The organism is Arthrobacter sp. SAFR-044, from assembly GCF_051965175.1.
Lineage (GTDB): Bacteria > Actinomycetota > Actinomycetes > Actinomycetales > Micrococcaceae > Arthrobacter.
Map to the genome: position 1 here is coordinate 1 of NZ_JBQCMK010000008.1, position 18481 is coordinate 18481.

Here is an 18481-nt window from a genome sequence, read left to right on the forward strand (position 1 = left end):
TGATGCGTTGTCTGCTTTCATGTGCGCCGCGCTGGGCGGCGGCTCAGGAATCTGGCTGCTCATCACAGACCACCCGTCTGGCCGCCCCGGGTGCGGTCCTGGGTAAGCGGGTCGTTCGCCATGGGGTCGTCGGCGAGGGTGCGGTCACGGAGCGGGTCGTCCGAGAGCTGGTTTCCTGACCAGGGTTCTTCCACAAGCTGGGGGCTGTCCAGGCCACTGGCGGGACCCGCTGCTTCAGGGTAGCTGCTGCCCGGTGCGCCGCCGTCGTATCCTGCCGTTGTGGTGGCCGGGCCGGGAAGCTGGGCCGGCGGGGGCGGAACTGTCCCACCCGCAACGGGGTATGACTGGTTGTACTGGTCGCCGTAGGTGGCGCCGGAATACTGGGCGGACAGCCCGGACGCGCCGGTGCCGGTAGCAGTTGTGGACGTTTCGGGTGCGCCTGCGGTGAGGCCGCGGGTGAGGCGTCCGGCCAGGACGCCGGCGCCCGCGGCGAGGAGCAGGAAGGTTCCGGGACGGTTACGGGCGAACCGCTGGACCTCGTTCAGGAGGTCACCGGGCTCGCGGTTTTCCAACCAGGACGCCATCGAGGACGTGCGCTCCGCCGCCTGCCGGACCAAGTCGCTGGCCATGCCCTGCTGGTCAGGGGCGCTGGCCATGCTGTGCAGCTGGCTGGAGATGGTGCGGATGCCTTCCGCGGCCTTCTGCTGCTGCGTGCCTGCCTGGCTGGTAAGGCCCGACTTCGCCTGGTGCAGCAAGTCCTGCGCATTGGCCTTCGCCTCATGCGCCACGTTCGCGGCCTCATCCTTCGCAGTCTCAGCCACATTCTGCGCCGACCCCTTGGCCGTGCGGGCCACGTCAGCTGCTTCTTCCTTTGCAGCGTCCTTGCGGGACGTGCCGGAGGTATCACCGGCTTGGGCGTAACCGGCCTGACTATCACCGGTCAGCGGAGCGGCGGTTGCGGGGAAAGTGGCGGGCTCACGCTCGCCGGGCATTCCTGTACCTGCCGGAGGAGCGGTGTAAGCGGGATCCTCGGGCCATTGGTTCTCTGTCATCTTCGCTCTCTTTCCAAGAAGGCCGGTTGTTGATTCAAGAACCAGCAATACTGGCCGTAAAATGATAAGCATGATTACTAATAAAAGGTAAGTACCCTTGCTAAGCGAGTTATAACCGTTCCAAAAATGTCAGCCGGAATGGCGAAGGCCTGCCCGGTCACAACGAAGTGGAAAGTGGTGGGAAACGTGGACACAGCTCCATGGGTATGGGTGGTAGTTGCCGTTGTTGTTGTGGTGCTGATTGTGCTGCTGCTCCTGGCCGGTGGAAGGCGCCGGAAAGCAATGCAGGAGAAGCGGGACCAGGAGCACCGGGAAAAGGCCGCCGAGATCCGGCGCGAAGCCGAGAACATGGAAATTGATGCGCGTGAACGGGAGGCCAAGGCCATCCGGGCGCGTGCCGACGCGGAGCAGGCGCAGGTAGACGCGGCCCGGCTGCGGCAGGAAGCCGAGAAGCGCAGCCAGGAAGCCCAGTCCCTGCGGGGCGATGTTGCCAGCCGTGCACGGAAAGCCGACGAGCTTGATCCCGACGTAGGGGCGGAAGGCGGCCGGCAGAATCGCCGAGTAGTGCACGACGCCCGGGAGGATCGCCGCGAGGGATACAACGCCGGGGAGGATCGCCGCGAGGGGCACGATGTGCGGCAAGTTCAGCCCGGGGATGCGGGCCACGATGGTCGAGGTCCAGCCAATGCAGGTCCGGCCAATCCAGGTCCTGCCCGGGACTTGGGCGGAGACATGGGCGGGGATTCGGGGTACGCCGACGGTGTAAAGGCCGACACCGGCCACGGCCTTGACGGTCGCCATGACGCTCCTCCCGCCGGTGCGGAAACGGGAATCCGGGAGGGTGAGTCCGGGCGGAGGCGCCAGGCTGACGCCAGGGACGCCGCCGGGCATGGCGTACGTGACGAGCGCGGCGAGGGCGATCCGCGCACCGGCATCTGAAGGCCCGGGCATCTGAAGATCCGGGCATCAGGACGCGCCGGCACCAGAACGCACTGGCATCTGAAGATGCCGGACGCCGGCCCGCTGCGGCGCCGCCCCTAAGCGGCTGCCGTTAGGGGCGGCGCGGCTTGAGTACGGGGGAAGGGCTGACCCCTTCCCCCGTCCCCATGCCCGCAAGCAGTTCCTTGACAGCATCGATCGATGACACTTTCGGTTCCCAGGCCAAAATGCGTTCCGCGCGGCTGGTGTCCATGATGGGGGCGCTGGCGGCCATCTCAACCCACCCTGAGTCGGTGGGTTGCACCCGGGCGCGCCACGTCAGGTCCACGACTGCGTGGAGCAGCCGCATGGGGATGGGGAGGATTCTCTTGGCGCCGAGGATGCGCCCCAGTTCCTGCGGTGTCAGGACCGGCTCGGCGGCGATATTGAAGGCTCCGCTGGCTCGCTGGTCCACCACCCGCCAGTAAGCCTCCGCGACATCGTCCGCGTGGACCGCCTGGAAAACCAGGTTATCCGGCGCCGGCAATATTGGCAGCCAGGGCCGGGGTGATACCAGCCGGGGAAGGACGCGGCCCAGGAAGTACCTGCCAATTTCAGCTCCCGCATCTTTCTGGAAGATGAGCGCCGGGCGCAGTCTGGCCACGGCGATGCCTGGGTTTGCGGCCACGAAAGCGTCCAGGAGCTTTTCCTGCTCGGCTTTGTGCCGGCTGTAGTGCGAGCCGGCCATCCCGCCCGCCGGCCATGACTCGTCCCTGCGCTGGTCCTTGCTGGACTTGCTGTAGGCGCCCACCGAGGAAGCGCATACAACTTGTTTGACTTCCGCTCGGGCGGCGGCGTCCAGGACGTTCCTGGTCCCCGTGACGTTGGTCCGGTGCAGGAGGTCCAGATCGTGGTTCGGCTGGATCTGCCACGCCAGGTGGACTACGGCATCAACCCGCGCGAGCGCCTTTTCCAGCAGGGGCGTGTCCTGCTCCAGGCCCACATCCAGGGTGTGCCATTCCACGCCGCTGTAGGGTTCCCGGGACGCGTCGGGAAGCCTGCGGCTGATTCCCACCAGCTGCAGGCTTCCGGGCTTCCTTTCCAGTTGGCCCTGCAGCTTGCGCAGTAGTGCTGTTCCCGCGTTTCCGCTGGCTCCGGTGATGGCGATGCGCATGACAAAGACTCCTTGCGGGTTGGTCCGGTTGCCGTTTACATTCCGAGCTTATAGCGGAGAAGGATTGTTTTATAAGCAAGCTTATGATTTCCTACTTCTAAGTCTTGCCGCAGGCTTTCGGAACCAGACCGAGGGAAACCATACTCATGCCCGAATCCTTTGCCGCACTAGCAGTGGGCGCTGAACCTGTCCACCATCAACAGTCGGTACCCGCACCCCAACAGACACCTCCGGCCACCTCAGGGCGGCTTCGGGAGGCGTTCGAAAACGACCTGGTCCTCAGGTACCTGGACCTTGCCGAAGCTCTCGCTGCGCGCTTTGAAGCCCGCGGCAGGGAGCGGGCGGACCTCAACCAGGTTGCCTATCTGGGACTGGTCAAGGCAGCGCGTGGTTTCGACCAGGCCAAGGGTGAGAGCTTCCCTGCCTACGCCGCGCCCACCATTACCGGCGAACTCAAGAGATACCTCCGCGACCGGACGTGGGTTGTCCGTCCGCCGCGCCATATCCAGGACCTGAGGACCCGGCTGTTCCGGGCAGAGCCGGAGTTGACCCAGTCCCTTGGCCGGAACCCCAGCGTTGCGGAGCTGGCCGGGGAGCTGGGGAGTGACCCGGCGGAGGTGCAGGAAGCTATTTCGGCGTCCAGCAGCATGCACCCGGATTCCCTCGACGCGGTGAACCCCAATTCTGATGCACCTTCAATCGGTGAGGTGCTGGCCTGCCCGGAAACGCCACTGGAACGGCTGGAAGAACTTGCCTGCCTCCGGGACGCGATGCAGGACCTGGACGACTCGGACCGCGAGCTCCTGTACCGCCGCTATTTCTGCGAGGAAACACAGGTGCAGCTGGGGAAGCGCCTGGGCATGTCGCAGATGCAGGTATCCCGCCGCCTCGCCAAAGTGCTGGTGGAACTGCAGCGCAGGCTGGAGGAAAGCGCGCAGTTCGGGAGCCCGGAGGATGCCGGCAACGGAATGCCCGGCCGTGTTGGGCGGCCAGGCCATCCGGCGGGCCCTGTTGCACCGTTCCACCGGCCAGGGAGGGCCGGCCACCCGGGCACTGCCGGCACCCGTATGGACCGGCGCCATGGCGGCACCGGGACAAGGTAGCAGCCTGCTGCGCGGCACCGCATAAACCCTTATCTTGCCTGTTCAAACGAGGTATCAACAAGCCGCTGACGCAGCCGAATAGACCACAGCCTTGTTTAGGATCAGCAGCAGGAGGGAACAGGTTGGATATGGGAAGCTCTGAAATGTCCAAGCTCCGGGCTGTCCTGTTCGACCGGGACGGGACCCTGGTGATCGATGTGCCGTACAACGGGGACCCCGGCAAAGTAAGGCCCGTGGCCGGCGCCAAAGCGGTGCTCGATGGTCTGCGGGCGGATGGAATCGCCACCGGCGTGATCAGCAACCAGTCGGGTATTGCCCGTGGACTGATTACGTCCGAAGACGTGGAAAAGGTCAATGCCCGGGTGGAGGAACTCCTGGGTCCCTTCGATGTGTGGGAGGTCTGTCCCCACGCGGAGCAGGACGGGTGCTCCTGCCGTAAACCCGCCCCCGGCATGGTGCACAGCGCCTGCCGCAAACTGGGGATCCACGAATCGGAGTCGGCCCTCATCGGGGACATCGGTGCCGACGTCGGAGCAGCAGAGGCTGCCGGCGCCACCGGGGTCCTCGTCCCCACGCCCGTGACCCGTGCCGAGGAGGTGGCCGCGGCGCGGCTGGTCGCCTCCGATCTGGCGTCCGCCGTTGGCCTGCTGCAGGAGACGCCCTGATGGGGCGCGTCCTGGTGGCCCGGCTGGACAGCATGGGCGATGTCCTCCTGGCCGGCCCCGCCGTCCGCGCGGTGGCCAACGGCCGCGCCCAGCACGGCGGCGGCACCAACCATGTGGTGATGCTGTGCGGCCGGCAGGGTGAAGCGGCCGCTGCCATGCTTCCCGGCGTCGCCGAAGTCTACAGCTGGGACAGCCCCTGGATCATGAATCCGGCGCCCCGGATGACCGGCCCGCACGCGGACCGGCTGATCGAATACGTCCGTAATTCCCGCATCACAGAAGCCGTTATCCTCACCTCCTTCCACCAGTCACCCCTGCCGCTGGCCCTGTTGCTGCGCCTGGCGGGCGTGGAGCGCATCACCGGCGCCTCCACCGATTACGCGGGCTCGCTGCTTGACGTGCGCCTGAAACCGGGGGAGGACTTTCCCGAAGACCAGCCCGAAGCGGAACGGGCGCTGGGCATCGCCGAGGCCGCAGGCTTCCGGCTCCCCCCGGGCGATGACGGAAAGCTGCGCGTCCACTCCGTGGCCGAAGTGGCAGGGCTCGTGGGTACGGAGCCCTATGTCGTGGTCCACCCCGGAGCGGCCGTCCCCGCCAGGGCGTGGCCGCCGCTGCACCATGCGGCCGCCGTCGAACTCCTCCAGGGTGCCGGGTACCGGGTAGTGGTGACCGGCGGTCCCGGCGAGACATCGCTGACGGCGACGGTGGCGGGGCCATCCGCCCTCGACCTCGGCGGCCGAACCGACCTTGCCACCATGGCGGGCGTCATGGCCGGCGCCGACGCCGTGGTCAGTGGCAACACCGGCCCGGCGCACTTGGCGGCCGCGGTGGGAACACCCGTAGCGTGCCTGTTCTCCCCGGTCGTCCCGGCGATCCGCTGGGCACCCTACGGCGTGCCCCTGGAACTCCTCGGGGACCAGAATGCTCCCTGCCGCATGTCCCGCGCCCGGGACTGCCCGGTTCCCGGCCACCCCTGCCTTGACTCGGTCTCACCCGAGGAGGTCGTGGCGGCGGTGGACCGCCTGATCAGCGGAGTGAGCTCCTTCAGCACCCACGTCAGCACCCGTAGAAAGGCCCGCAACAGATGAGAATCCTGCTCTGGCATGTCCACGGTTCCTGGACGGACGCGTTTGTCCGCGGCCGTCATGAGTACCTTCTTCCCATCCTGCCCGAGGGCGGCCCCTGGGGATTGGGCCGCGCCGACAGGGACTGGCCGGAATCAGCGCGGGAGGTGGACCTGGCGACGCTCGACGCTGACGCCGTGGACGCCGTCGTCCTTCAACGGCCTGAAGAGATCGACGAAGTGGCACGGACCTTGGGCCGGATGCCCGGCGTCGACCTGCCGGCCGTGTTCGTGGAGCACAACACGCCCAAAGGCAATTTCCCGAACATCAGCCACCCGCTGGCGGACCAGAACAGCATCCCCATTGTCCACGTCACCCATTTCAACCGGCTTGCCTGGGACAACGGCTCTGCCCCCGCCACGGTAATAGAGCACGGCATCCCGGACCCGGGACAGCTTTACACGGGAGAGCTGCCCGAACTGGGCGTCGTGGTCAATGAGCCCGTGCGGCGTGGCCGCGTCACAGGGACGGACCTCCTGCCTGCCTTCGCCTCCGTTGCGCCGCTGCAGGTGTTCGGCATGAAGACCGACGGGCTGGCCGCAGCGACCGGAATCGACCCCTCAAGGCTGGCCTCACGCGGCGACCTGAAAACCCGCGAGCTGCACCGGGAGCTCGCACGTTGCCGTGTCTACGTCCACCCCATGCGGTGGACCTCGCTGGGGCTGTCCCTCCTGGAGGCCATGCACCTGGGGATGCCGGTGGTGGTGCTCGCAGCCACGGAGGCCCCAAGGGCAGTGCCCCAGGAAGCCGGCGTTGTTTCGGCAGATATCGACGAACTGCGTCGGTGCGCGGAGCGGCTGGTCGCCCATCCGGAGGAAGCCCGACGGCGGGGACTCGCCGCCCGGGAGGCGGCGCTGGAGCGTTACGGCCTGGGTAAGTTCCAGGACCACTGGGATGGGCTCCTTGCCGACCTGCGGATCCGGCCCCGGCAGTCCGCCAACGAACGTCCGGACGAGCGGATCCTCGTTCCGGCGCGGGAGAGGAAGACCCCATGAAGATCGCAATGATTTCCGAACACGCCAGTCCGCTCGCGGCACTGGGCGGGGTGGATGCCGGCGGCCAGAATGTTCACGTTGCCGCGCTGTCCGAGGCACTGGCCAAGCGGGGCCACAACGTCACCGTCTATACCCGCAGGGACGCAACGGAGCTCCCCGAACGGGTCCGGGTGGGACGCCGCCTGGAGGTGGTCCACGTGGACGCCGGCCCGGCCCGGCACGTCCCCAAGGACGAGCTGCTGCCCTATATGGGGGAACTCGCGGACGGGGTGGCCAACGATTGGGGACAGCGGCCGCCGGATGTGGTCCACGGCCACTTCTGGATGTCAGGGCTGGCTGCATTGGACGCCGCACGGCGTCCGGATACGGGATACCGGGTACCCATGCTGCAGACGTTCCACGCTTTGGGCACCGTCAAGCGGAGGCACCAAGGTGCCGAAGACACGAGCCCGGAGGAACGCCGCTGGCTGGAACCCGGGGTGGGACGCTCTGCGGACCGGATCATCGCCACGTGCTCGGACGAGGTCTTCGAACTCAAAGCCATGGGCATCGCCACCGGGAAGATCTCAATAGCGCCCTGCGGCGTGGACCTTAACTTCTTTTCGCCGGAGGGGCCGGTGGCCGCAAGGAAGCGCCGCTACCGCATCCTGTCGGTGGGGCGGCTGGTGCCGCGCAAGGGCGTTGACCTGGTGATCCGCTCACTTCCGTACCTCAAAGCGGCGGGATTCGACGACGTCGAACTCCTGATCGTGGGCGGCGGGGGCGACTCGAACGTGATGCACGCCGACCCGGAAATCCGCCGCCTGCTGGACCTTGCCGCCGAACTTGGCGTGTCCCCACAGGTGACGCTGCAGGGACAGGTGTCCCGGGCCGAGATGCCAGGCATCTTCCGCAGCGCCGACGCCGTGGTGTGCGCCCCCTGGTACGAGCCCTTTGGCATCGTCCCGCTCGAAGCCATGGCCTGCGGCGTTCCCGTGGTCGCTGCGGCAGTGGGCGGACTGCGGGACACCGTGGTGGACCACGCCACCGGCCTGCACGTGCCACCCCGGGACCCGGAAGCCATCGCCTCGGCCCTGTCGCTTCTGTTGGAGAACCCCGCCCTCAGGGCAAAGCTGGGCCAGGCCGGAGAGCTTCGCGCCCGCACCCGTTACTCCTGGGACCGGGTTGCCGCGGAAACGGAAAAGGCCTACCAGCTCGCTGTGGCCGGGGCGCCGGCCAGCGCTCCGGCCGGAATCGTACCGATGGAAGGAGCCGCACTGTGACTGCCGAATCGTCCCTGCGTGAATCAAACCTGCGCGAAGCAGACCTGCGCGCCCTGACCGTACCCCCGGCTTTGCCTGCAGTGCTTCCAGGCGCCACGTTCGTTGATCCCGCCAGCGCCGACGCCGTCCGGATGCACCTGGACAACGTGGTTCCGGCATTGGAATCACTGCGCAGCCAGTCCGGCCGGCTCGCGGCCTGGGGTGTGGAGCTGGCACAGCGGCTGCTGCGCGGCCAGCGGCTCCTGGCTGCAGGCAACGGCGGGTCGGCCGCGGAGGCGCAGCACCTGACTGCGGAACTGGTGGGCCGCTTCGACAGCGAGCGGGTCCCGTTCTCCGCCATCTCCCTGCACGCCGAATCGTCAGCCATGACAGCCATCGCCAACGACTACGGCTTCGATGACGTCTTTGCCCGGCAGGTGCGCGCCCACGGCCGCTCCGGTGACGTGCTGATACTGCTGTCCACCAGCGGCAAGAGCCCCAACCTGCTGCGGGCCGCGGACGTGGCCGCCCGGCTCAATGTGACCACCTGGGCGCTGACCGGCGCCGGCCCCAATCCGCTGGCGGATGCCTGCGATGAGGCGGTCATGATCGACGCCCTGAACGCCAATGCCCAGGAAGGGCACCTGATCGCCCTGCACGCCATCTGCCGCGCCTTTGACCTCGAAGTTGCCCGGCACACGCCATCCTTCCTCCCCGGAGTGGCGAAAGGGGGCCGGCCATGAGGATCGTCGTCGTGGGCGACGTGATGCTCGACGTCGACCTCTCCGGTGAAGCCACCCGGCTCAGCCCGGACGCCCCCGTCCCCGTGGTGGACATTTCAGGTGTCCGGCGCCGGGCCGGCGGGGCGGGCCTCGTGGCGCGCATGCTGGCCCAGGACGGCTGGCCCGTCACCCTGGTGACAGTGCTGGGGGATGACGACGCCGGCAGCCAGCTGCGCACGCACCTCGCCGGAGTGCAGCTCGTGGCGGGGACCAGCGGCTACCCCTCACCGGTCAAGACCCGGGTCCGGGCGGGCGCCCATCCGGTGGTCCGCTTTGACCAGGGCTGCGAAAGAACCCCGGTCCCGGACGTCAGCCCGGCAATGCTGCGCGCGGTGGAAAAAGCCGGTGTGGTAATCGTGGCCGACTATGGCAGGGGACTGGCAGCCAATCCACAGCTGCGCGGGCTGCTGGGCCGGCTGGCGGCTGACGTGCCCATCGTGTGGGACCCGCACCCCTCAGGCCCGGAGCCGGTGCCGGGAGTTGCCGTGGTGACGCCAAACATCTCCGAAGCAACCAAGGCCGTCCAGGCCGGCCAGGGCACTGTCCCCACCTCGGTGGAGGGTGTTGCGCAGGTCCTGCTGGAGCGTTGGCGGAGCCGTGCCGTCCTGGTGACCAGGGGCGAGGACGGGGCTGTCCTGCTGCAGGAGGGCGAAGCCACTTCCCGTGCCGTTCCCGCGCCAAGGGTGGAAGTCGGCGACCCCTGCGGGGCCGGTGACCGCCTGGCCGCCAGCCTGGCCGTGCACCTCCTGGCCGGCAGGGACCTTCCGGAAGCTGCCGCCCTGGCAGTGCACGATGCCGCCGACTTCCTGGCCGCCGGAGGTGTTGCGGCGCTGCCTGATACCCAGGGCCAGGATGCGGCCACGGACAACCCCGGGGCGGCGCCCGTAAGGGGACGCCGCACCACCGAACCACTGTTGCTGGCCCGCTCCGTGCGCGAAAGCGGCGGGAAGGTGGTGGCGACCGGAGGCTGCTTCGACCTCATCCACGCCGGCCATATCAGGTCACTCGCAGCAGCCAGGGAACTTGGCGACTGCCTTATCGTGTGCCTGAACTCGGATGATTCGGTGCGGCGGCTCAAAGGCCCGCAGCGTCCCATTATCGGCCAGCATGACAGGGCGGAACTGCTCCTGGCCATGGAATGCGTGGACGCAGTGATGGTCTTCGACGAGGACACTCCCGAAGCCGCGCTGGACCGGCTCCGCCCCGATATCTGGGTCAAGGGTGGCGACTACAAGGGGGCCCGCCTGCCCGAGGCCGACCTGGTGGAAAGGTGGGGCGGCCGCTGCCTTACCGTCCCCTTCCACCCGGCCCGCTCCACCACAGGCCTGGCGGACGCACTCGCCAAGGTCAGCTGAACTTCTTCCCTCTTTGTCTTGTTTTCCCATTGAAAGGAACACCATGACCGCAGAAACAACTGCAACTGCCGCCACCACACCCGGACGCGTCCTGGTCACCGGAGGTGCCTCCGGACTCGGGGCCGCCGTCGTCGACGCCGTCCTGCGCTCAGGCGGAACGCCGGTGGTCCTGGACCGCGACATCAGCACCGTCTCCGGGGTAAAGGCCTTCGAAGTGGACGTCGCGGACCGTGCTGCCGTGGAGCAGGCAGTCCGGGAAGCCGCAGAAACCCTGGGCGGCCTGGACGCGGTGGTCACTGCTGCCGGAATCGACCGCTGCGGGAAGCTCGCCGACGTCGAAGCCACCGAATGGGAAAAGGTCATCGGGGTCAACCTGATGGGCACTGTTTCCGTGGTGCGCGCAGCCCTGCCCTACCTCAAGGAAACCCACGGCCGCGTGGTCACCGTGGCGTCCACCCTGGGCAAGCGGGCCGTGGCCGATGCCACCGCCTACTGCGCCTCCAAATTCGGCGTGGTGGGGTTCAGCCACGCGCTGGCCGCGGAAACCGGCGGGGAAATCGGCGTGACCACCATGATCCCGGGCGGCATGAAGACCCGCTTCTTCGATGACCGGACAGAACAGTACAAGCCGCAGGACGATTCCCGGCTCAACGATCCCGCCAACACCGCGCAGGCCATCCTGTTCGCCTTGAACCAGCCCACCGGCTGCGAGGTCAGGGAAATGCTGATCTGCCACGAGGAAGAGGGCTCCTGGCCCTAAACCGGACGGCCACCACACAGTGATGGCAAAAACAGCAGGACCACCAGCACCGACATACCAGCACTGAAAGGCGGGAGGAACACCATGCCCACCACAGCTATCGAAACAACCGCAGGCATCGAAACAGCCCAGGACGGCATCACCATCCGGGACCCGCGAACCGGTGAAGTGCTCTGGACGGTGCCCCAGGCGGGACCCCAGGCAGTGAAGGATGCCGTGGAGGTGGCCCGCAAGGCTGCACCCGGCTGGGCGGCAACAGCTCCTGCCGAACGGGGCGCCGCACTCCGCGCCGCCGCCAAGGCGCTCGATGCTGCTGCCGGGGAGCTCGCCGGGCTGAACGCCAGTGAAACCGGGCGGCCGGAAGACGAGGCGCTGGCCGGCATCGCCGCCGCCGTGGCCACCCTGGAGCAATATGCCGAGCTGGGGCCGGTCCATCGCGGCCACAGCCTCCGCGGCAGCCGGCTCGCCTCCGACTACACCATCGCCGAACCACGCGGCGTGGCCGTCCTGCTGACCCCCTGGAATGATCCGGCGGCAGTAGCCTGCGGCCTGATCGGTGCGGCACTGGTCACTGGCAACACGGTCATCCACAAACCCAGCGAGCGCTGCCCACGGCTGGGCGAGGCGCTGGGTGAAGTCCTGGCACCGGCATTCCCCGCAGGCGTTTTCCTGACCATCTCCGGCGGCGCGGACGTGGGGGCAGCCCTGTCGCAGGCGGAGGTGGACGTCATCGCCCACGTGGGTTCCAGTGCCTCAGGTGCCCGGATCGCACAGGCGGGGGCCCTTACCGGCGCGCATGTCATCAGGGAAAACGGCGGCAATGATCCCCTGCTGGTGGACCGCGATGTTGACCCGGCATGGGCAGCGGAGCAGGCCGCGATCGGCGCCTTCAGCAACAGCGGCCAGATCTGCACCGCCGTGGAACGCATCTACGTCCACAAGGACATCGCCGAGGCGTTCTGCAGCGCGCTGGAGGCCGAGGCCGCGCTGCGGAACAGCAACGGATCCGTGGCCCCGCTGGTGGACCTCCGAATGCGCGACGCCGTTCACGGGCACGTCGCCGATGCCCTGGACCAGGGCGCGCTCGCCGTCGAGGGCGGTGCCCTGCCCGACGGGCCCGGCTCGTTCTACCCCGCCACCGTCCTGCTGGGCTGCACGGAGGAGATGCAGGTGATGACAGAGGAAACGTTCGGCCCCGTGGCCCCGGTCCAGGTGGTGGACACGTTCGACGACGGCCTGCGCCTTGCGTGCAGCGGCAAGTACGGGCTGGCTGCCACCGTCCTGAGCAGCAACATCGCCCACGTCCAGCAGGCAGTGGCCGTGCTGCCGGTGGGAACCGTGAAGGTCAACGCGGTCTTTGGCGGCGCCCCCGGCGGGGCAGCCCAGCCCCGAGGCGGGAGCGGCGCCGGGTTCGGCTACGGACCCGAGCTGCTGGACGAATTCACCCAGGTCAAGGTGGTGCACATTGAAGCTGCGCCGGCACCGGCGGCCCCGGAAGCCAGCCCCGATGACCAGGACCAGTCATGAGCACGTCCCCGGACTCCATCGACCTCTCCACCCAACGGGCACTGTCCGACTGGCTGCCCGGCAGGCTGGCGGCGGAACAGCCGTCCATCCTGGTGATCGGCGACGTCATGCTCGACGGCTGGTGGAGCGGGAGCATCGAACGGCTCTGCCGCGAAGCCCCCGCGCCCGTAGTGGATATCCAGTCCCGCGAATCGGTCCCCGGCGGGGCGGCCAACACTGCCATGAACCTGGCGGCCCTGGGCGCGAAAGTGGCGGTGGCCGGGATCATCGGCACCGACGACGCCGGGGAGGACCTGCGCGGGCAACTTGCCGCGGCCGGCATCGATGTCCAGCACCTGCACTCACATCCGGACATGGTCACCACCACCAAGATCCGCATCAGCAGCGGCGGCCAAGTAATGCTGCGCCTCGACGACTCGGCCAAGGCTGTCCCGGCCGACGCCCTGGCCGCGCTCGCCGCCTCGGTGCGCGCCGCCGTCGACCGCCGGGACGCTGTCCTGGTCTGCGACTACGGGACCGGGGTGGTGGCCGACCCCGTCCGGACAGCGCTGGCCGGCGTCCTCGGGAGTGGGGCGGGCGGAGAAGACCGGCCACTGGTGGTGGTTGATGCCCACGACCCCCGGGCATGGGCAGCGCTGCAGCCCGACCTGGTGACCCCGAATGCGCAGGAAACCGCGCGGCTGCTCGACCGGAAGCTGCCGGAAGGCCAGGAACGGGTGGAAGCCGTTGCCGCGGAGGCGGAGGCCCTGCTCCAGGGCACCGGCTCCCGGGCCGTGGTGGTCACCCTGGACCGGGACGGAACCGTCCTGCTGACGCCCGACGGCGTGCGGCACCGGACGTGGGCACGGCCGGCCGCGGAGAAACAGGCGTCCGGGGCAGGCGATACGTTTGTCGCGGCCCTGACGCTGGCCCGCGCCGCCGGCCTGCCACTGACCGCCAGCCTGGACCTGGCCCAGTCTGCCGCCGACGTGGTGGTGCACCAGCCCGGAACGTCGGTGTGCAGCACCGCCCAGCTCAGCCGGTACCTGGAAGCCTTTGCCGATACTGCCCTGAATGAGGACGAACTGGAGCGGCAGATGGAGCTGCACCGCGCCCAGGGCCAGCGCATTGTGCTGACCAACGGCTGCTTCGACGTCCTGCACAGCGGCCACACCCGGTACCTCAACCAGGCCAAGCAGTTGGGTGACATCCTTGTGGTGGCGCTGAACAGTGACGAGTCCGTACGCCGGCTCAAGGGTGCGGGCCGGCCCATCAACAACATGGCAGACCGGGCAGCGGTGGTGGCAGCGCTGAGCTGCGTGGACTACGTGACGGTGTTCGACACCCCCACGGCAGCTCCGCTGATCCGCCGGCTCCGGCCCGAGGTGTACGCCAAGGGCGGGGACTACACCCCCGAAATGCTGGCGGAGACCCCAGCGGTGGAGGAATACGGTGGCCGCGTGGCCATCCTGGACTACGTGGCGGAAAGGTCAACCACTGCCGTGGTGAACCGGATCCGGGACGGCCAGGGCGCAGCCAGCCCCGCCAACTAGGGCCCGTCAAGCAGGGCCTGTCACATAGGGTTGAGGCATGACTGTAGCGGGGCACGGGTAATGGGCAAACGCGGAAAGTCAGGAGGCAGGGCCGGCCGCCCGGCAGCCGGTGTGGTCGAGGTGCCCAAGGGGGCCGCGGTGAACGGTCCGGTGGAGGGCGTCTACTACATCGACACCGGCGACTGTGAACTGGTGGCGGACCAGGACAACTCCACCGGCTGGCTCCTGAAGATCAACGGCGTCATGAGCTCGCACATCGACCTTGCCGACCCGCTGTTCCTGGACTTCGAATACATGCGGTGGATGGCGGCGCTCATTGAGTCCCGCTGGCCGCCGTCGGACGCTTCTTCGGCAAAGCTGCGCGGGCTGCATCTGGGCGGCGGCGCCTGCTCCCTGGCCCGCTACTTCTCCGCCGCCTACCCTGACGCCCGGCAGGTGGTGGTGGAGCTGGACGGGAAACTCGCCGAGTACGTGCGCGGCTGGTTCGACCTCCCCAAGGCGCCCCTGCTGCGGATCCGTGTGGGGGAGGCCCGCGCAGTGACGGAAACCCTCACCGCCCAGACCCGGGACTTCATCATCCGCGACGTCTTTGCGGGCGCGTTCACTCCCCGGCCGCTGACCACCAACGAATTCAACCAGCACGTGAAGCGGGTGCTGGCACCCGGCGGCCTGTACGTTGCCAATTCCGGGGACGCACCGGACCTGAAGAACGCCCGCGAGGACGCCGCCACCATCGCGGCTGCCTTCAAGCACACCGTGATTATTGCCGATCCCGCCATGCTGAAGGGCCGGCGGTACGGGAACATGGTGATGGCCGGCAGCGACGTGCCCTTCGGTGACGACCCGCAGCTGCGCCGCCGCCTCCTGGGCGGTGCGGTCCCCGCGCACCTGTGGGATGACGCCCAGGTACGGGCCTTCGCCGCCGGAACCCCGGTCCGCCACGACCCCGCTCCCACCCCATCGATTGCTGGGTAATTGTCGTTTTCAGCCTCCTAAACGACACCTACTCAGCAATCGATGAGGATTAACCACGGCCCAGAAGAGCGTCCCGGTGCTCGGCCATGCGTTCCCGGATGGCCTGCACGACGGCGGCCACGGCGGGACGGCGCAGCGAGTCCGGGCGCAGGACCATCCAGTAGGGGAGCAACTCGCCGATCTTGCCGGGCAGCAGGCGGACCAGGTCATCGTGGAGGTCGGCCATGAAGCACGGCAGGAACCCGACGCCCGCGCCGGCCCGGGTGGCCTCGACATGGACGAACACGTTGGTGGAGGTCAGGCCGTCCTTCATGGCAGGAACCAGCCGCCGCGGCGCGTCAAGGTCGTCCACCTGCAGCATCGAGTCCACGAAGTAGACCAGCGGGTGCCCGTTGAGCTCCGCCACGGTGGCCGGTGTCCCGTGCTCCGCAAGGTAGGCGCGGGACGCATACATGCCGAGGCGGTAGTCGCCCAGCCGGATGGCTTCCGCGCGGTGCACCTGCGGTTCACCCACCACCACCTCGATATCCAGCCCGGACCGCTGCTGCAGGGCCCGGCGGGTCATGGTCACCACCTCGACGCTGAGGCCGGGATGGTCCCGGCGCAGCCGCGCCACGGCCGGAGCGGCAATGTAGGCGCTGAAGCCGTCCGTGGCGGTCATGCGTACGACGCCGGCGACCGGGTCGGGTGCCTGGCCTGCTGGTCCCAGCGTGCCCAGCACCGCCTCCACCTGTTCCGCCGCCCGCACGGCCCGTTCGCCCAGCTCCGTGAGTTCCCAGCCGCCCGCGGCCCGGGACAGGACCCGGCCGCCGAGCGACTTCTCAAGTGCGGCGATCCTGCGCGAGACGGTGGTGTGGTTCAAGCCCAAAGCCTGGGCCGCCGTCGTAAACCTTGCGGAGCGGGACACCGCGAGGAGCACCAGCAGGTCATCGGGGTTCGCATTCATATCTGCAATTGTGCACAGGTTGACTGCCACTTTGGCCATTGAACTGCCTGGCTTGTGCAGGAATACTCAGCTGAGTCACTTGTGCTGGAGATCACAGCACGTGTCAATGTGGACACTGAGGAGAACCATGAGCATTGCGCAAGGCCAGGCAAACGACGCCGGGCATGCACCAAAGGGATCGGGACTGAAGAAGATTGTTGCCGCCTCCATGGTGGGCACGGTAGTGGAATGGTACGAGTTCTTCCTGTACGCCACCGCGGCCACGCTGGTTTTCGGCAAGTACTTCTTCCCCGCCACAGGCAATGACCTGGACGGGATCATCCAGGCCTTCCTGACCTATGCCGTGGGCTTCATCGCCCGCCCGCTGGGCGGCATCGTATTCGGCCAGATCGGCGACAAACTGGGCCGCAAGCCCACGCTGCAGCTCACCATCGTGATCATCGGCGTCTCGACGTTCCTGATGGGCTGCCTCCCCGGCTTCGCCGACATCGGATACCTGGCACCTGCACTGCTGGTGGCGCTGCGCTTCATCCAGGGCTTCGCGCTCGGCGGCGAATGGGGCGGTGCCGTGCTCCTCGTGGCCGAACACAGCCCGGACAAGACCCGCGCCTTCTGGTCAAGCTGGCCGCAGGCCGCCGTCCCCGTGGGGAACCTCCTGGCCACCCTGGTGCTGTACATCATGTCCACCACCCTCACCAGCGAGGCATTCCTCGGCTGGGGCTGGCGCGTAGCCTTCTGGCTCTCCGCCGTGATCGTCTTCGTGGGCTACTACATCCGCACCAACGTCAGCGAGTCGCCCATCTTCCTCGAAGCCAAGGAACTGGTGGAGAAGGAACAGGCCGTCAGCTACGGCGTCTTCGAGGTCCTCCGCAAGTACCCCAAGGGCATCTTCCAGGCCATGGGGCTGCGGTTCGCGGAAAACATCATGTACTACCTGGTGGTCAGCTTCGCGATTGTCTACCTCAAGAGCGTGCACAAGTACGACACCTCATCGCTCCTGCTGGCACTGCTGATCGCACACGTCATCCACTTCGCCATCATTCCGCAGTATGGCCGCCTCGCTGACCGGATCGGCCGCAAGCCCGTCTACCTGGCAGGCGCCATCCTGGGCGCCACCTGGCCGTTCTTTGCCTTCCCAATGTTCGATACCCGGAACGCCGTCGTCATCGTCCTGGCCGTGACCATCGGCCTGTGCCTGCACGGCCTCATGTACGCGGGGCAGCCTGCCATCATGGCCGAGATGTTCCCCACCCGCATGCGGTACTCCGGCGCATCCCTGGGCTCGCAGGTCACGTCCATCTTCGCCGGATCCCTGGCACCGCTGCTGGCCACCCAGTGGCTGAACGACACCGGCTCGTGGGTGCCCACCGCCATTTACCTCGTAGTGGCCTGTGCCATCACCACCGTGGCCGTGCTAAGCCTGAAGGAAACCAAGGGCATAGCCCTGGAGGACGTGGACAAGGAAGACGCCGCCCGCGAGGGGCTGCTGACTGCTGGGCGGCGTTGACCCGGACGTTGGGCTGAGGTAGCCCTTTGACCGCTTGGGCGCACAAGTCGTTGGCTGTACACAAGGAGAACTGCAATGGACAACACGTTGAATGGACGCAAGGCGCTGGTCACCGGCGGTGCCAGCGGAATCGGGGCAGCGTGCGTACGCGCACTTGCGGCGCGGGGAGCGAAGGTGGTGGTGGCCGACGTCGACGCCGCCGCTGCTTCGGCCTTCGCCGATGAGGTGGGCGGGAGTGCGTGGGAAGTGGACCTGCTGGATGTTGACGCCCTGGCCGCACTGAGCCTGGACTGCGACATCCTGGTCAACAACGCAGGCATCCAGCGGATCAACCCCATCGAGGAGTTCGATCCCGCGGACTTCCGCCGGATCATCAGCCTGATGCTGGAGGCCCCGTTCCTGCTCATCCGGGCCGCCCTGCCGCACATGTACGCCAACAAGTTCGGCCGTGTCATCAACCTGTCATCGGTGCACGGCCTCCGCGCATCCCCGTTCAAGAGCGCCTATGTCTCCGCCAAGCACGGCCTCGAAGGACTCAGCAAGGTAACCGCGCTGGAAGGGGGCCCGCACGGTGTGACGTCGAACTGCGTCAACCCCGGATACGTGCGCACGCCCCTGGTGGAGAAGCAGCTCGCGGACCAGGCCAAGATGCATGGCATCCCCGAGTCCGAGGTCCTGGCCAAGGTGATGCTCACCGAAGCCGCCATCAAGCGCCTGGTGGAACCGGACGAAGTGGCGTCCCTGGTGGCCTGGCTGGCGTCCCCGGATGCCGGCATGGTCACCGGTGCCAGCTACACCATGGACGGCGGCTGGTCTGCCCGCTAG

Annotated in this window: 17 protein-coding genes; 14 read left to right on the top strand and 3 right to left on the bottom strand. The window is 67.8% G+C overall.

What is annotated here, in order from left to right; translation table 11 throughout:
* Positions 1–62 precede the first annotated feature (62 nt).
* The gene (locus ACTHQS_RS13220) at positions 63–1052 is read right to left on the bottom strand and encodes a hypothetical protein (RefSeq protein WP_440169625.1); all 990 of its coding nucleotides are present in this window, start codon (positions 1050–1052) and stop codon (positions 63–65) included.
* Between the two features lie 126 nt (positions 1053–1178).
* On the opposite strand from ACTHQS_RS13220, the gene ccmD reads away from it, so the two are divergent.
* Positions 1179–1991, top strand: a complete 813-nt coding sequence (gene ccmD / locus ACTHQS_RS13225; RefSeq protein ID WP_440169628.1) for a heme exporter protein CcmD — start codon at positions 1179–1181, stop codon at positions 1989–1991.
* A 112-nt stretch (positions 1992–2103) separates the two neighbouring features.
* On the opposite strand, the gene ACTHQS_RS13230 is transcribed toward ccmD, so the two are convergent.
* Positions 2104–3144: an NAD-dependent epimerase/dehydratase family protein gene (locus tag ACTHQS_RS13230; protein ID WP_440169630.1), complete on the bottom strand. Its 1041-nt coding sequence runs from the start codon at positions 3142–3144 to the stop codon at positions 2104–2106.
* A gap of 146 nt (positions 3145–3290) precedes the next feature.
* Here ACTHQS_RS13230 and ACTHQS_RS13235 point away from each other — a divergent pair, with 146 nt between their 5' ends.
* The 11 genes from ACTHQS_RS13235 (at position 3291) to ACTHQS_RS13285 (ending at position 15203) form a co-directional block, all read left to right on the top strand.
* Entirely contained in the window at positions 3291–4247 is a 957-nt protein-coding gene (locus ACTHQS_RS13235; protein WP_440169632.1) for a sigma-70 family RNA polymerase sigma factor, read from the top strand.
* A 128-nt stretch (positions 4248–4375) separates the two neighbouring features.
* Positions 4376–4912: a D-glycero-alpha-D-manno-heptose-1,7-bisphosphate 7-phosphatase gene (locus ACTHQS_RS13240; RefSeq protein ID WP_440169635.1), complete on the top strand. Its 537-nt coding sequence runs from the start codon at positions 4376–4378 to the stop codon at positions 4910–4912.
* On the top strand, positions 4912–6000 hold the full coding sequence (locus ACTHQS_RS13245; protein ID WP_440169638.1) for a glycosyltransferase family 9 protein: 1089 nt from the start codon (positions 4912–4914) through the stop codon (positions 5998–6000). The genes ACTHQS_RS13240 and ACTHQS_RS13245 overlap by 1 nt, the downstream gene beginning before the upstream one ends.
* The gene (locus ACTHQS_RS13250; RefSeq protein ID WP_440169641.1) at positions 5997–7031 is read left to right on the top strand and encodes a glycosyltransferase; all 1035 of its coding nucleotides are present in this window, start codon (positions 5997–5999) and stop codon (positions 7029–7031) included. The genes ACTHQS_RS13245 and ACTHQS_RS13250 overlap by 4 nt, the downstream gene beginning before the upstream one ends.
* Complete coding sequence (locus ACTHQS_RS13255) at positions 7028–8293, top strand: glycosyltransferase (protein WP_440169643.1); 1266 nt, start codon at positions 7028–7030, stop codon at positions 8291–8293. Before ACTHQS_RS13250 ends, ACTHQS_RS13255 begins: the two co-directional genes overlap by 4 nt.
* On the top strand, positions 8290–9015 hold the full coding sequence (locus ACTHQS_RS13260; RefSeq protein WP_440169645.1) for a D-sedoheptulose-7-phosphate isomerase: 726 nt from the start codon (positions 8290–8292) through the stop codon (positions 9013–9015). Before ACTHQS_RS13255 ends, ACTHQS_RS13260 begins: the two co-directional genes overlap by 4 nt.
* Positions 9012–10409 (top strand): PfkB family carbohydrate kinase, encoded by a 1398-nt coding sequence (locus ACTHQS_RS13265; protein ID WP_440169647.1) that lies wholly within the window; start codon positions 9012–9014, stop codon positions 10407–10409. The genes ACTHQS_RS13260 and ACTHQS_RS13265 overlap by 4 nt, the downstream gene beginning before the upstream one ends.
* Before the next feature lie 43 nt (positions 10410–10452).
* Entirely contained in the window at positions 10453–11169 is a 717-nt protein-coding gene (locus ACTHQS_RS13270; RefSeq protein WP_440169651.1) for an SDR family oxidoreductase, read from the top strand.
* 84 nt (positions 11170–11253) lie between these two features.
* Positions 11254–12696: an aldehyde dehydrogenase family protein gene (locus ACTHQS_RS13275; RefSeq protein WP_440169653.1), complete on the top strand. Its 1443-nt coding sequence runs from the start codon at positions 11254–11256 to the stop codon at positions 12694–12696.
* The gene (gene rfaE2, locus ACTHQS_RS13280) at positions 12693–14228 is read left to right on the top strand and encodes a D-glycero-beta-D-manno-heptose 1-phosphate adenylyltransferase (protein ID WP_440169657.1); all 1536 of its coding nucleotides are present in this window, start codon (positions 12693–12695) and stop codon (positions 14226–14228) included. Before ACTHQS_RS13275 ends, rfaE2 begins: the two co-directional genes overlap by 4 nt.
* Before the next feature lie 60 nt (positions 14229–14288).
* Positions 14289–15203 carry a spermidine synthase gene (locus ACTHQS_RS13285; RefSeq protein ID WP_440169660.1) on the top strand — a complete coding sequence of 305 codons (915 nt, stop codon included), beginning with the start codon at positions 14289–14291 and terminating at the stop codon, positions 15201–15203.
* A 49-nt stretch (positions 15204–15252) separates the two neighbouring features.
* On the opposite strand, the gene ACTHQS_RS13290 is transcribed toward ACTHQS_RS13285, so the two are convergent.
* Entirely contained in the window at positions 15253–16149 is an 897-nt protein-coding gene (locus ACTHQS_RS13290) for a LysR family transcriptional regulator (RefSeq protein ID WP_440169662.1), read from the bottom strand.
* Between the two features lie 127 nt (positions 16150–16276).
* Between ACTHQS_RS13290 and ACTHQS_RS13295 the strand changes: the two genes are divergently transcribed.
* Both ACTHQS_RS13295 and ACTHQS_RS13300 read left to right on the top strand, forming a co-directional pair.
* A complete protein-coding gene (locus ACTHQS_RS13295) occupies positions 16277–17656 on the top strand; it encodes an MFS transporter (RefSeq protein ID WP_440169664.1) in 1380 nt (459 codons plus the stop codon).
* A 75-nt stretch (positions 17657–17731) separates the two neighbouring features.
* The gene (locus ACTHQS_RS13300) at positions 17732–18481 is read left to right on the top strand and encodes a 3-hydroxybutyrate dehydrogenase (RefSeq protein ID WP_440169666.1); all 750 of its coding nucleotides are present in this window, start codon (positions 17732–17734) and stop codon (positions 18479–18481) included.